The following is an 11,908-nucleotide window of genomic DNA, read 5'->3' as shown; positions in this document are numbered from 1 at the left end:
TTCGGCGTCCTCAAGTCCGGCAAACCGTTCGACCCAATCCTTCATGGGGCTTGATCTCGATAACAGTATCTACGAGGCGTCTCAGCCCAGCAACAGGGCGGTGTTGTCCGCGTCCGGCGCGACCAGGCGATCGAGACCGAGCGCGACGAAGCGGTGCCGCGCCGCGGCCGGGCGTCGGTCGCCGTGGCGGTCCGACCACGAGGCCTGGCGTGCCAGCAATGCCGCCGCCGCGCAGCGCGCCAGCGTGAAGGCGAGGCCGCGCGCGCCGGCTTCCAGCGTGTCGCGCGCGGCCGCATGCTGGTCGAGCCAGCGCGCCGCGGCATCCAGCGTCTGCCGGATCGCACTGGCCGCATGCATGTCGTCGTTGTTCTCCAGCCAGCCGGCGCAGGCGGTGCGCAACGCGCCGAGGCCGTCGCCGGCCAGTGCGCGCAGGCTGTCCAGCGACAGCACGTTGGTGGTGCCTTCCCAGATCGCGTAGACCTGCGCGTCGCGCAGCAGCTGCGGCAACCCGGTGTCCTCGATGTAGCCGGCACCGCCGAAGCATTCCAGCGCCTCCGAGCAGGTCGCCACCGCCAGCTTGCCGGTCCACAGCTTGGCCAGCGGGGTGAGCAGGCGCAGCAGCGCCGCTTCGTGCGGCGCGGTGCGGCCGCGCTCGACCCGGCCGAGCAGGTGGGCCACCTCGAAGGCCAGCGCGAAGGCGCCCTCGAACTGCGCCTGCAGGTCGGCCAGCGTCTGCGCATGCAGCGGCTGCTCGACCAGCGGACGGCCAAACGCGCGCCGGCGCCCGGCGAAGTCGCGCTCCAGGCCGATCGCGCGGGCCATGCTGGCGACCGCGCAGATCGCGTTCCAGCTGCGGGTGACGTTGAGCATCGGCGCCACCTGGCGCACGCCGTTGGCAAGTTCGCCCAGCGGCCACGCGGGCAGGCCGTCCAGGTGGATTTCCGCGGTGGGCAGTTCCTGCGTGCCGAGCTTGTCCTTCAGCCGGTCGATCACCAGTTCCGGCCTGCGTCGCTCGGCGTCCATCGTCTCGACGTAGAACAGCGCCAGCGCCGCAGTGCCCGTGGCGGCCGCGCCTTCGGGACGCGCCAGCGCCAGCGCGGCCTCGCCGACTACCGCCGAGCTGAACCACTTGCGTCCGTGCAGCCGCCACTGGCCGTCGGCGTCCTGCCGCGCCACGGTTTCGGTATGCCCCACGTCGGAACCGCCGGCGGTCTCGGTCATCCACTGGCCGCTGAGCCAGAAGGTGGCCGGATCGCGGCTGAGGAAATGCGGCAGCACGCGCTCGATCAGTTCGCGGTTGCCGGAGGCCTTGATCGCGGTGGCGGCGCCGTCGGTCATCGCCAGCGGGCAGGTGTAGAACTCGCTGGCGAGGTGGTACAGGTAGACCCGGGCGAATTCCTCCAGCCGCGCGTGCTCGCTGTCGCCGTGGCCGGCGGCGAGCACCGCGTGGCGGGTGGTCAGCAGCGGGCCTTCCTGCCAGGCCGTGGTCAGCTCGATGCGGTCCACCCGTCGGCCCCACGCATCCCACTGCGTCAGCACCGGCTTGCGCCGCGTGGTGGTGCATGCGCGCTGCCACGCCATCTGCGCGTAGTCGCCCAGCGCGTCGAGGTCGGCGTCCAGCGCGGCGCGGCGCTCGGCCGGCAGCACGCGGTCGAGCAAGGCCAGCAGCAGGCGGTCACTGCGATACGGGTGGGCGAGTTGCGGGGCAACTTGCAGGAAGGCCATGGGAAGTTCTCCTTGCGCCGGTTTCCCGAGTATAGGCAGCCGTGCTCAGTCGTGCCGTTTGCGCCTCACGCCGGCGCCCAGCATGCCGATCAGCAGCAGGGTGAGGATGATTTCGGCCAGCGCCAGCCCGCGTTCGCCGGCGGCGCTCCACGCTTCGGCGACGCCGTGGCAGAAGTAGAACAGGCTGAGGATGCCGACCCACAGCAGCGCGCGGCGCACGTTCCGGATTGCCAGCAGCGGCAGCAGCAGCGGGACGGCGGCGATCGCCAGCACCAGCCAGGTCGGGAGGGTTTGCGGCGGGAACAGCCAGGCGTGCCAGACGAACTGCAGCACGGTCAGGGCAGCCCAGGCGAGCAGGCTGACGCGTTGTTCGGCCGGCAGGGCGGCGCGCGCGTTCATGCGCCGGCCGCCAGCTTGCGCGCGGTGTCGGCGAGCCGGCGGCCCAGCGCGCGGGCCAGTTCGCGTTCGTGCTCGCTGATCGGGTTGTCGCCCTTGGCGCCGGCGACATGGCTGGCGCCGTACGGCGTGCCGCCGCTCTGCGTGCTGGTCAGCGCCGGCTCGGTGTACGGCACGCCCAGCAGCAGCATGCCGTGGTGCAGCAGCGGCAGCGCCATCGAGAGCAGGGTGGATTCCTGGCCGCCATGCATGGTGCTGGTGGAGGTGAACAGTACGGCCGGTTTCCCCACCAGGGCGCCGCTGGCCCACTCGGCGCCGGTGGTGTCGAGGAAATGTTTCAGTGGCGCGGCCATGTTGCCGAAGCGGGTGGGGCTGCCCAGCGCCAGGCCGGCGCAGTCGAGCAGGTCCTGCTTGGTCGCATACGGCGCGCCGTCCTCGGGCTCCGGCGGCTGGGCAACCTCGGTCACCGGCGCCACCGGCGGCACCTGGCGCAGGCGCGCGTGCATGCCGGGCACTTCCTCGATGCCGCGGGCGATCAGCCGCGCGAGCTGCGCGGTATGGCCGCTGCGGCTGTAGTACAGGACCAGGATTTCTTGGCTCATGCGGCGCGGCTCACGTGTTTGGGGCATTCATCGGCGATGCGCTAGTGTACCGGCCGGTGCCGGTGATGTCGGCGGCGATGAAGGGATGCCGATGGTTCGGAGTTTCAATCGCGATCGCACGAAGAGCTTCAGCCGCTTCATCTGGCAACGCTTCGTCGACGACAAGTGCTTCGAGACGGCGGGCGCGCTGTCGTACACCACCCTGGTGTCGCTGGTGCCGCTGATGGTGGCGGTGTTCGCGATGTTCTCGGCGTTCCCGGTGTTCAAGCCGGCGCGCGACACGCTGATCGACTTCGTGTTCGACAACTTCGTGCCGGCCGCCGGCGAGGCGGTGCAGGCCACCATGCTGGGCTTCGCGGCGAACGCCAGCAAGCTCACCGGCATCAGCATCCTGGTGATGCTGTTCAGCGCGCTGTCGATGATGATCAGCATCGAGGACCGGCTGAACCGGATCTGGCGCGTGCACCAGCCGCGCAGCTGGAGTTCGCGGCTGCTGCTGTACTGGGCGGCGCTGACGCTGGGGCCGATCCTGGTGGTGGGCGGCATCGCGGTAACCTCCTACGTCACCGCCGCGCCGCTGATGCACAACGCCGCCGACCAGCTCGGCGGCGTTGCCCGGGGGCTGCTCGGCACGCTGCCGTTCCTGGTGACGTTCTTCACGCTGTGGCTGATGTACTCGGTGATCCCGAACTGCAAGGTGTCGCGCCGCGACGCGGCGATCGGCGCGCTGCTCGGCGCGGTACTGTTCGAGGTCGCGCGCTGGGGCTTCGGCCAGTTCGTGCAGCAGGCGCAGACTTACCAGCAGATCTACGGCGTGCTGGCGGCGATCCCGATCTTCCTGCTGTGGGTCTACCTGTCGTGGGTGATCGTGATCCTGGCCGCCTCGATCGCCGCGTCGGCCTCCGCGTTCGAGTACCACGAGCCGATGCAGACGCTGCCCGAGGGCTCCGAATTTCTCGGCCTGCTGGTGGTGCTGCGGCATTTCGTGGAGGCCCAGCGCGACGGCTGCTGCGTGGACCAGGCCGACCTGCGCGTGCGCGAGCCGTACCTGCGCAGTGCGCTGATCGCCGATTACTTCGACGACCTGCAGCGGGCCGACCTGATCCGGCGCGGCGAGTCCGGCGGCTGGCTGCTGTGTCGCAGCCTGGACAGCACCGACCTCATGCGCGTGTACCGGCACACCGGCTACCGGCTGCCGTTGCAGCCGATGGAGGAGGCGGCTGCGCTGGGCATCGCGCTGCCGCCGGAGCTGCTGGCGATGCTGGCGGAACTGGCCGTGGCGCTGCATGCCAAGCTGGGCGCCCGGCTCGACCAGATCTATCCACCGGCCGCCGACCCGGCGGCCGACATCGAGGAACTTCCCGCATGACCGTGTTGCATTCCGCTCTCTTCAAGTCGGCCACGCTTGGCCTGGCATTGGCGTTCGGCCTGTCGGCGCAGGCAGCCATGCCGGCGCAGCCGACGCTGCACGTCGCCACGCTGGACGGCAAGACGTTCGACCTGGCCGCGCAGCGCGGCAAGTGGGTGATCGTCAACTACTGGGCGACCTGGTGCGTGCCGTGCATCAAGGAGATGCCGGACATTTCGCGCTTCGTCGCCGCGCACAAGAACGTGGCGGCGATCGGGCTGGCCTACGAGGACAGCGAGCCGGCCGACATCAAGGCGTTCCTGGCCAAGCATCCGGTGGCGTACCCGATTGCCCAAGTCACCCTGGACCAGCCGCTGAAGGATTTCGACGAGCCGCGCGGCCTGCCCACCACGTACGTGATCGGCCCGGACGGCAAGGTGGCCAAACATATCGTGGGGCCGGTGACCGAGGCGTCGCTGGACGCGATCATCGGCCAGCCGTGATGGATACGCCGTGATGCCCACCGTGCGCTTCATCGTGGCTGGCCGGGTGCAGGGAGTGTGCTACCGCGCCAGCACCCGCGAGCAGGCGCTGGCGCTCGGCCTGGCCGGCCATGCGCGGAACCGGCGCGACGGCAGCGTCGAAGTGCTGGCCAGCGGATCGGACGAAGCCTTGGCCGCGCTGGAGCGCTGGCTGTGGCAGGGGCCGCCGGCGGCGCGCGTGGAGGCGGTGGCCCGCGAGGAACTGCCCGGACAGGAACTGCGTGGCTTCCACACCGGCTAGAACGTATCGGGCACCCACAGCGCCTTGTCGGTGACGTGTTCGCTGCCGGGCCTGCCCTTGAGCTTCGGCAGCTTTACCGCGTCGACCGCTTCCTCGTGCACCGGCAGCTGTTGCAGCAGATGCCGGATCAGGTTGATCCGGCCGCGCTTCTGGTCGTTGAAGTCGACCACGAACCATGGCGCGTGGTTGCGATGCGTGCGCTCGATCATGACGTCGCGCAGCCGGCCCATCTCCGCATATTTCCGCCGCGCGACCAGGTCCACGGGCGACAGTTTCCAGTACTTCAGCGGGTTTTCGGCGCGCTCGGCGAAGCGCTGCTCCTGTTCGGCCTGGTCCACCGCCAGCCAGTACTTGATGAGGATGAGGCCGTCGTCGACGAGCAGCTTCTCGAAAGCCGGCACCGCGTCGAGGAACGCCTGGTACTGGGCCTCGCTGCAGAAACCCATCGCCGGCTCCACCACGGCGCGGTTGTACCAGCTGCGGTCGAACAGCACGAACTCGCCGGCGCTCGGCAGGTGGGCGACGTAGCGCTGGAAATACCACTGGGTGGCTTCGGTCTCGCTCGGTTTCGGCAGCGCCACGATGCGGTAGCCGCGGGTGTCCAGGCTTTCGGTGATGGCCTTGATGGCGCCGCCCTTGCCGGCAGCGTCGCGGCCTTCGAAGATCACCAGCAGCCGCTTGCCGCCGAGGCGCAGGCCCCGTTGCAGCCGCACCAGGTCGAACTGCAGTTCCTTCAGTGCCTTGCGGTAGCGCTTGTCCATGAGGGCCTCGGAGAGCTGGTCTTTTCGCCGTCATTCCGGCCTTCGCCGGAATGACGGCAGGATGCGGATGTCTCGCAGGCTAACTCGGCACTCCGTGATGGCGTTGTCAGGTGCTGCCGAGCGCCTGCAACTGGTCGGCCTGGTATTCGCGGGTCAGTGCATCGACCAGATCGCCGAGGTCGCCCTGCATGATTTCCGGCAGGCGGTACAGGGTGAGGTTGATCCGATGGTCGGTGATCCGGCCCTGCGGGAAGTTGTAGGTGCGGATGCGCTGGCTGCGGTCGCCGGAGCCGACCTGCAGCCGGCGCTCCTGCGCCTGCGCCGCGTTCTGCTTGCTCTGCGCCTCGTCGAGCAGGCGTGCCTTCAGCAGGCCCATCGCACGGGCGCGGTTCTTGTGCTGGCTGCGCTCTTCCTGACATTCCACCACGGTGCCGGTGGGCAGGTGGGTGATGCGGATCGCCGAGTCGGTCTTGTTGACGTGCTGGCCGCCGGCGCCGGAGGCGCGGAAGGTGTCGACCTTGAGGTCGGCCGGGTTGATCTCGATCTCGTCGATCTCGTCGAGTTCCGGCAGGATCGCCACGGTGGCCGCCGAAGTGTGGATGCGCCCCTGCGATTCGGTTTCCGGCACGCGCTGCACGCGGTGCGTGCCGGATTCGAACTTCAGGCGCGAGTAGGCGCCCTTGCCCTCGATGCGGGCCACGATCTCCTTGTAGCCGCCGTGCTCGCCGGCGTGTTCGCTGAGCACCTCGACGTGCCAGCGGCGGTTCTCGGCGTAGCGCAGGTACATGCGGAACAGGTCGCCGGCGAAGATCGCCGCCTCGTCGCCGCCGGTGCCGGCGCGCACCTCGAGGTACAGGTTGGCCTCGTCGCGCGGGTCCTTCGGCAGCAGCAGGAGCTGCAGCTCGTCGTCGAGGTCGAGCAGGCGCCGTTCCAGCCGGTGCACGTCGTCGGCGGCCATCTCGCGCAGCTCGGGGTCGTCCAGCATGGCGCGGGTCTCGGCCAGCTCGCGCTCGGCCTGGTCGTGCTCGCGCAGCGAAGCGGCGACCGGTTCGAGCTGGGCGTATTCCTGCGACAGGCCGCGGAAGCGGGTGTTGTCGGCGAGCACCTCGGGCTGCGACAGCAGCAGGCCGATTTCCTCATGGCGCTCGGCCAGGGCCTCGAGCTTGCGGCGGATCGATGGGGTCATGGGTGAGGCGTTTGCTTCTGTGTAGGAGCGCACCCTGTGCGCGATCGCTGGTCATGGATTGCCGCTGGGTGGTTCGCGCACAGGGTGCGCTCCTACGGTGCCTCGGAGTCGTCATCCAGTCCGTACAACCGTCCCGCCGCATGCAGCAGGTCGAGGTCGCCGCTCAGCGCGGCTTCGCGCAGGCGTGCGCTGGGGTGGTGCAGCAGCTTGTTGGTCAGCGTGTTGGCGAGGAAGGCCAGCGCCTCGTCCGGCGACTTGCCGTTCGCCAGCATCGCGCGGGCCTTGCCCAGCACCTCGTCGCGATAGACCTCGGCGTGCTGGCGCATGTCCAGCGCCGGGTTCTTCAGGGTCAGCGCACGGCGCCAGGCCATGTAACGGTCCACCTGCAGGTCGATGATGGCTTCGGCGTCGTGCGCGGCGGCGGCGCGCGAGCGCAGGTTCTCGTCGATCACCTGGCGCAGGTCGTCGATGCCGTACAGGTACACGTCGGGCAGCTCGCCCACGCCGGCCTCGATGTCGCGCGGCACCGCGATGTCGACCATGAACATCGGCTTGCGCTTGCGCGCGGCCATCGCCTGCTCGACCATCGCGCGGGTCACGATCGGCAGCCGCGCGGCGGTGGAGGAGATCACGATGTCGGCCTCGGCCAGGTGCTGCGGCAGGTCGGCCAGTGCGATCGCGTAGCCGCCGTGGCGGCCGGCCAGTTCCTGCGCGGTTTCCGGCGTGCGGTTGGCCACGATCAGCCGGCGCACCTGCTTCTCGGCCAGGTGCCGCGCGGCCAGTTCGATGGTGTCGCCGGCGCCGATCAGCAGCACGCAGGCGTGCTTCAGGTCGGCGAACACCTGCTCGGCCAGGCGTACCGCGGTGAACGCGACCGAGACCGTATGCGCGCCGATGCGGGTGTCCGTGCGCACCCGCTTGGCCACCGCGAAGGTGTGCTGCAGCAGGCGGTCCATCGGCGCCTTCAGCGCTTGCGCCTCGCGCGCGAGCTGGTAGGCGTCCTTCACCTGGCCGAGGATCTGCGGCTCGCCCAGCACCATCGAGTCCAGCCCGGTGGCCACGCGGAACATGTGGCGCACCGCATCGTCTTCCTCGTGCCGGTACAGGAACTCATCCAGCTTGCCGGGGGTCAGATGGTGATGCCGGTTCAGCCACGCCTGGGGGATGTCCTCCGCGCCTGCCGCGACGCCGACATACAGTTCGGTGCGGTTGCAGGTGGACAAGATCATCGCCTCTTCCACGCCTGGCTGGCGGGTCAGCTCGTGCAGGGCCTCGCCGGCGGCGTCCGCGTCGAACGCCACCTGTTCGCGCAGGCTGACCGGCGCGGTGAGGTGGTTGAGCCCGAGGGCGATCAGCGGCATGGTGGTCGGAACATCTCGGCGGCAGGGATCCGGCGGGGTAGGCTAAGCTTGACGCGTCGTCGCCGGATGGCGATCGGCGCCCGGAACAGGCATGTGGACGGAGAGTAGTGTGCGGAGCGGTGCAGGCAAGTTCAAGCAACTGCGGCATTTTACGGCACTGGCAGCGATGATGCTTGGCTTGGCGGCCTGTGCCGGCGCGCCACTGCGTTCCGCCCCGGAAACGGCCGCCGCGCCGCAACCGCTGGCGCGTGCGGTGGTGGCCACGCCGGACGCCGACCACGACGTGCTGGCGCAACTGCTGGCCGGCGAAATGGCGCTGACCCGCACCGACCTGAAGGCCGCGTCGGACTATTACGGCAAGGCGGCGGCACTGAGCAACGACCCCAGGGTGGCCGAACGCGCCGCCGGCCTGGCGGTCGCGGTGCATGACGGCGAGGCGGCCCGGCGCGCGCTGGATCGCTGGCAGGCGCTGGGTGCCGATCCTGCCGCCATCGCCCAGACGCGGGCCCAGCTGGCGCTCGACCAGGGGCAGGCTGACGAGGCGCAGCGCCAGCTGGAACTGCTGATCGGCACGGGCGACAAGGACGCCTGGCGCCAGTTCGGCCGCGTGCTGGTGGGCGCCCGCGACCAGGCCCAGGCGGCCCGCCTGCTGGAGCTGCTGGCCACGCCGCAGCGCCTGCCTGCCGACGCGCATGCCTGGCTGGCGATGAGCGAGCTGGGTGATCGCCTCGGTCGCCATGCGTACGCGATGCGGATCGCCGACGCCGCGATGCAGCGCTTCAGGAGCGCCGAGACCTACGCCTGGGCGGCGCAGATGAAGTTCAAGGACGGCGATCGCGACGGTGCCCGTGCGCTGCTGCAGAAGGCGCTGGCGAAGGCGCCGGGGGATCCCCACCTGCGCCTGGCCTATGCCGGCATGCTCAGCCAGGCCGGCGATTACGCCGGCGCCTCCCGGCTGCTGGCGCACGGTCCGCAGGATGCCAACACTTATGCCATGCGCGCGGGACTGGCGGCGCACGAGAAGGACGGCAAGGCGCTGGCCTCGCTGTACCGGGAGGTGCAGAAGGCCGCGCCGGCGGTGCGCGAAAGCAGCGCCTACCTGCTCGGCCAGCTGGCCGAGATGCAGCATCGCGAGGCCGAGGCGCTGGCCTGGTACGACCAGGTGAGCGACACCGACGAGCATGCCTTCGACGCCGACCTGCGCAGCGCGATGATCCTGCACACACAGGGCAAGCTGGCCGAGGCGCACCAACTGCTGGAACAGCTGCAGCTGACCTACCTCGACCAGCCCGAGCAACTGCGGCAGGCCTGGCAGGCCGATGCCGAGCTGTACCTGCGCGAACGGAACTACGTGAAGGCCGAGGCCGCGTTCAGCCATGCGTTGCAGGTCGTGCCGGAGGACCCGGGCCTGCTGTACGGCCGCGGCCTGACCTACGCCGAGGCCGGCCAGGTCGACCAGGCGGTGCAGGATTTCCGCCACCTGCTGAAGGTCAAGCCGGGCGACGTCGATGCCAGCAACGCGCTGGGCTACACCCTGGCCGACGCGAATCGCGACCTGCCCGAGGCCGAGCGGCTGATCGGCGCCGCCCGCGCCGCCAAGCCGAACGACCCGGCGATCGCCGATTCCTGGGGCTGGCTGCAGTACCGCATGGGCAACCTGGACCAGGCCGCGCAGACCCTGCGCGGTGCCTGGCTGGCGCGCAAGGACGCCGACGTCGGCGTGCACCTCGGCGAAGTGCTGTGGAAGCAGGGCCATCGGCAGGATGCGCAGCGCATCTTCGACGAGGTGCACAAGCTCGATCCGCAGAACGGCGCGCTGCGGGAAACCCTGAAGCGGTTGCATCCATGAGGCGGCGACTGCGTCTCGCCGCCATCGCCCTGCCGCTGTTGCTGCTGAGCGCCTGCGCGCCGCCGGCGGTGCGCATGAAGGGCGACGCCGGCTTGCTGGACGCCCAACGGGCGCGCGAGCAGGCGCTGGCCCACGCCGACCACTGGGTGCTGCAGGGCCGGCTCGGCGTCTCCAACGGCAAGGACGGCGGCAGCGGCAGCTTCAGCTGGACCCAGGATGGCGAGCGCTATGAATTCGTGTTGCGCGGGCCGGCGATCAGCGGCACGAACTTCCGCCTCAGCGGCGGGCCGGACGGCGCCCTGCTGGAAGGCCTGGAGCGCGGGCCTCTGCAAGGGCCCGATGCCGAGGCGCTGATGCGCAAGGCGCTGGGCTGGGAGGTGCCGCTGCGCGACCTGCGCGCCTGGGTGCTCGGCCTGCGTGCGGACAGCGGTCCAGCGGAGCTCGAATTCGGCGGAAACCGGCTGCCCTCGCTGCTGCAGCAGGACGGCTGGGTGGTCGACTACCGCGAATGGGACGACGCCCGCCGGCCGCCGCTGCCGACCAAGGTGTTCGCCGGGAAACCGCCGTACAAGGTGAAACTGTCGATCGAGTCCTGGCAGTTCCGCTGATGGGTTAGGCTTTGCGCCCCGCTGGCCATTGCAGCAGCACCGGAACCCGCATGTCCGTGCCGATCGAACCCGCCGAGCCGAGCCAGGTCGATGCGCTGTGCGCGATCGAGCGCCGCGCCGTGCAGCTGTTTCGCGGCCATCCGGCATGGCCGAGCTACTCCGCCGTGTCGATCCCGCCGGAGCTGCTGCGGCAGGCGGTCTCCCGCGGCCTGGTCTGGGTGGCGCGGGGCGGGGCGGGCGAGCCGGTGGGTTTCGTCTGGCTCGATCCCGAGCTGGTCGCCGGCGCCATCGGCATCGCCGAGATCGACGTGCTGCCGGAATACGGCCGGCGCGGCATCGGCGCGGCCCTGCTCGAGCACGCCTGCGCCTGGGCGCGCGCGGCCGGCTACCGCCGGGTCGACCTGGGCACCCTGGCCGACGTACCGTGGAACGCGCCGTTCTACGCAAGGCACGGTTTTGCCGTGGTCGACAAGAACGACCCGGCGTTCGCGCTCGCGCGCCGGCGCGATCGCGAGAACGGTTTTCCCGACGCCTTGCGAGTGTTCATGAGCCGGCCGCTGCCGCCGCCGGACGCCGGTGCGTGGACGATATGGCCGGCGCCGGCGAAGCTGAACCTGTTCCTGCGCGTCACCGGCCGGCGGCCGGACGGCTACCACGAGCTGCAGACGGTGTTCCGCCTGCTCGACTGGGGCGACGAGGTGCGCCTGCGGGTACGCGACGACGGCGTGATCCGGCGCACGAGCGGCGCGGCCGGCGTCCCCGAGGCTGCCGACCTGGTGGTTCGGGCGGCGCGACTGCTGCAGGAGCGCACGGGCACGCCGATGGGCGCCGACATCGCGGTGGACAAGCGCATCCCGATGGGTGGCGGGCTGGGCGGCGGCAGTTCCGACGCGGCCACCGTGCTGGTGGCGCTGAACCGGTTGTGGCGACTGGGCCTGGACGAGGATGCGCTGGCCGAAATGGGGCGCCGGCTCGGCGCCGACGTGCCGGTGTTCGTGCGCGGCCGTTCGGCCTGGGCCGAGGGTATCGGCGAACGGCTCACTCCGCTGGCGTTGCCGCGGCGCCATTACGTGGTGCTGGACCCGCATGAGCCGGTGCCGACCGCCGCGCTTTTTCAAGCCGCTGAATTGACACGAAATGCGCCGCGGGCGACAATTTCATCCTTTGCTTCCGGCGAAACGACGGAAAACGCCTTTGCGCCGGTGGTGCGCGCGCGGCACCCGCGGGTGGCCGCTGCGCTGGACTGGCTGGGCGGTTTCGGCCAGGCGCGGCTTTCCGGCAGCGGCGGG

Annotated in this window: 12 protein-coding genes; 6 read left to right on the top strand and 6 right to left on the bottom strand. The window is 70.4% G+C overall.

The window, feature by feature from the left end; translation table 11 throughout:
- Nucleotides 1–81: 81 nt before the first annotated feature.
- From RHOFW104R8_RS11820 to wrbA, 3 genes are read right to left on the bottom strand one after another with little or no spacing between them, the layout of a single operon-like run.
- Entirely contained in the window at nucleotides 82–1,725 is a 1,644-nt protein-coding gene (locus RHOFW104R8_RS11820) for an acyl-CoA dehydrogenase family protein (protein ID WP_068095093.1), read from the bottom strand.
- Between the two features lie 45 nt (nucleotides 1,726–1,770).
- Nucleotides 1,771–2,124, bottom strand: a complete 354-nt coding sequence (locus RHOFW104R8_RS11815; RefSeq protein ID WP_068095097.1) for a DUF2069 domain-containing protein — start codon at nucleotides 2,122–2,124, stop codon at nucleotides 1,771–1,773.
- On the bottom strand, nucleotides 2,121–2,723 hold the full coding sequence (gene wrbA, locus RHOFW104R8_RS11810; protein WP_068095100.1) for an NAD(P)H:quinone oxidoreductase: 603 nt from the start codon (nucleotides 2,721–2,723) through the stop codon (nucleotides 2,121–2,123). The genes RHOFW104R8_RS11815 and wrbA overlap by 4 nt, the downstream gene beginning before the upstream one ends.
- Nucleotides 2,724–2,814: 91 nt before the next feature.
- Here wrbA and RHOFW104R8_RS11805 point away from each other — a divergent pair, with 91 nt between their 5' ends.
- From RHOFW104R8_RS11805 to RHOFW104R8_RS11795, 3 genes are read left to right on the top strand one after another with little or no spacing between them, the layout of a single operon-like run.
- Nucleotides 2,815–4,092, top strand: a complete 1,278-nt coding sequence (locus RHOFW104R8_RS11805; RefSeq protein ID WP_068095140.1) for a YihY family inner membrane protein — start codon at nucleotides 2,815–2,817, stop codon at nucleotides 4,090–4,092.
- Nucleotides 4,089–4,574: a TlpA disulfide reductase family protein gene (locus tag RHOFW104R8_RS11800; protein WP_068095103.1), complete on the top strand. Its 486-nt coding sequence runs from the start codon at nucleotides 4,089–4,091 to the stop codon at nucleotides 4,572–4,574. Before RHOFW104R8_RS11805 ends, RHOFW104R8_RS11800 begins: the two co-directional genes overlap by 4 nt.
- A gap of 13 nt (nucleotides 4,575–4,587) precedes the next feature.
- Complete coding sequence (locus tag RHOFW104R8_RS11795) at nucleotides 4,588–4,854, top strand: acylphosphatase (protein ID WP_068095105.1); 267 nt, start codon at nucleotides 4,588–4,590, stop codon at nucleotides 4,852–4,854.
- Here RHOFW104R8_RS11795 and ppk2 read toward each other — a convergent pair.
- The 3 genes from ppk2 to hemA all read right to left on the bottom strand — a co-directional run bounded on the left by ppk2 (nucleotide 4,851) and on the right by hemA (nucleotide 8,162).
- Nucleotides 4,851–5,615, bottom strand: coding sequence for a polyphosphate kinase 2 (ppk2, locus tag RHOFW104R8_RS11790; protein WP_068095108.1), 765 nt, complete (start codon nucleotides 5,613–5,615; stop codon nucleotides 4,851–4,853). The two genes, RHOFW104R8_RS11795 and ppk2, sit on opposite strands and share 4 nt — an antisense overlap.
- Before the next feature lie 106 nt (nucleotides 5,616–5,721).
- Entirely contained in the window at nucleotides 5,722–6,801 is a 1,080-nt protein-coding gene (gene prfA, locus RHOFW104R8_RS11785; protein WP_068095111.1) for a peptide chain release factor 1, read from the bottom strand.
- A gap of 92 nt (nucleotides 6,802–6,893) precedes the next feature.
- On the bottom strand, nucleotides 6,894–8,162 hold the full coding sequence (gene hemA, locus RHOFW104R8_RS11780) for a glutamyl-tRNA reductase (RefSeq protein ID WP_068095114.1): 1,269 nt from the start codon (nucleotides 8,160–8,162) through the stop codon (nucleotides 6,894–6,896).
- A 166-nt stretch (nucleotides 8,163–8,328) separates the two neighbouring features.
- Between hemA and RHOFW104R8_RS11775 the strand changes: the two genes are divergently transcribed.
- From RHOFW104R8_RS11775 to ispE, 3 genes are all read left to right on the top strand, one after another.
- Nucleotides 8,329–10,011, top strand: coding sequence for a tetratricopeptide repeat protein (locus RHOFW104R8_RS11775; protein ID WP_068095118.1), 1,683 nt, complete (start codon nucleotides 8,329–8,331; stop codon nucleotides 10,009–10,011).
- On the top strand, nucleotides 10,008–10,619 hold the full coding sequence (lolB, locus tag RHOFW104R8_RS11770; RefSeq protein WP_068095120.1) for a lipoprotein insertase outer membrane protein LolB: 612 nt from the start codon (nucleotides 10,008–10,010) through the stop codon (nucleotides 10,617–10,619). Before RHOFW104R8_RS11775 ends, lolB begins: the two co-directional genes overlap by 4 nt.
- A gap of 50 nt (nucleotides 10,620–10,669) precedes the next feature.
- A partial coding sequence (gene ispE, locus RHOFW104R8_RS11765; protein WP_068205441.1) for a 4-(cytidine 5'-diphospho)-2-C-methyl-D-erythritol kinase occupies nucleotides 10,670–11,908 on the top strand: 1,239 nt, incomplete at its 3' end.

The sequence above is a fragment of the Rhodanobacter sp. FW104-R8 genome (genome assembly GCF_001617365.1).
GTDB lineage: Bacteria > Pseudomonadota > Gammaproteobacteria > Xanthomonadales > Rhodanobacteraceae > Rhodanobacter.
Note: the sequence above shows the minus strand (reverse complement) of the source record. Positions and strands in the feature narration are given on the sequence as shown.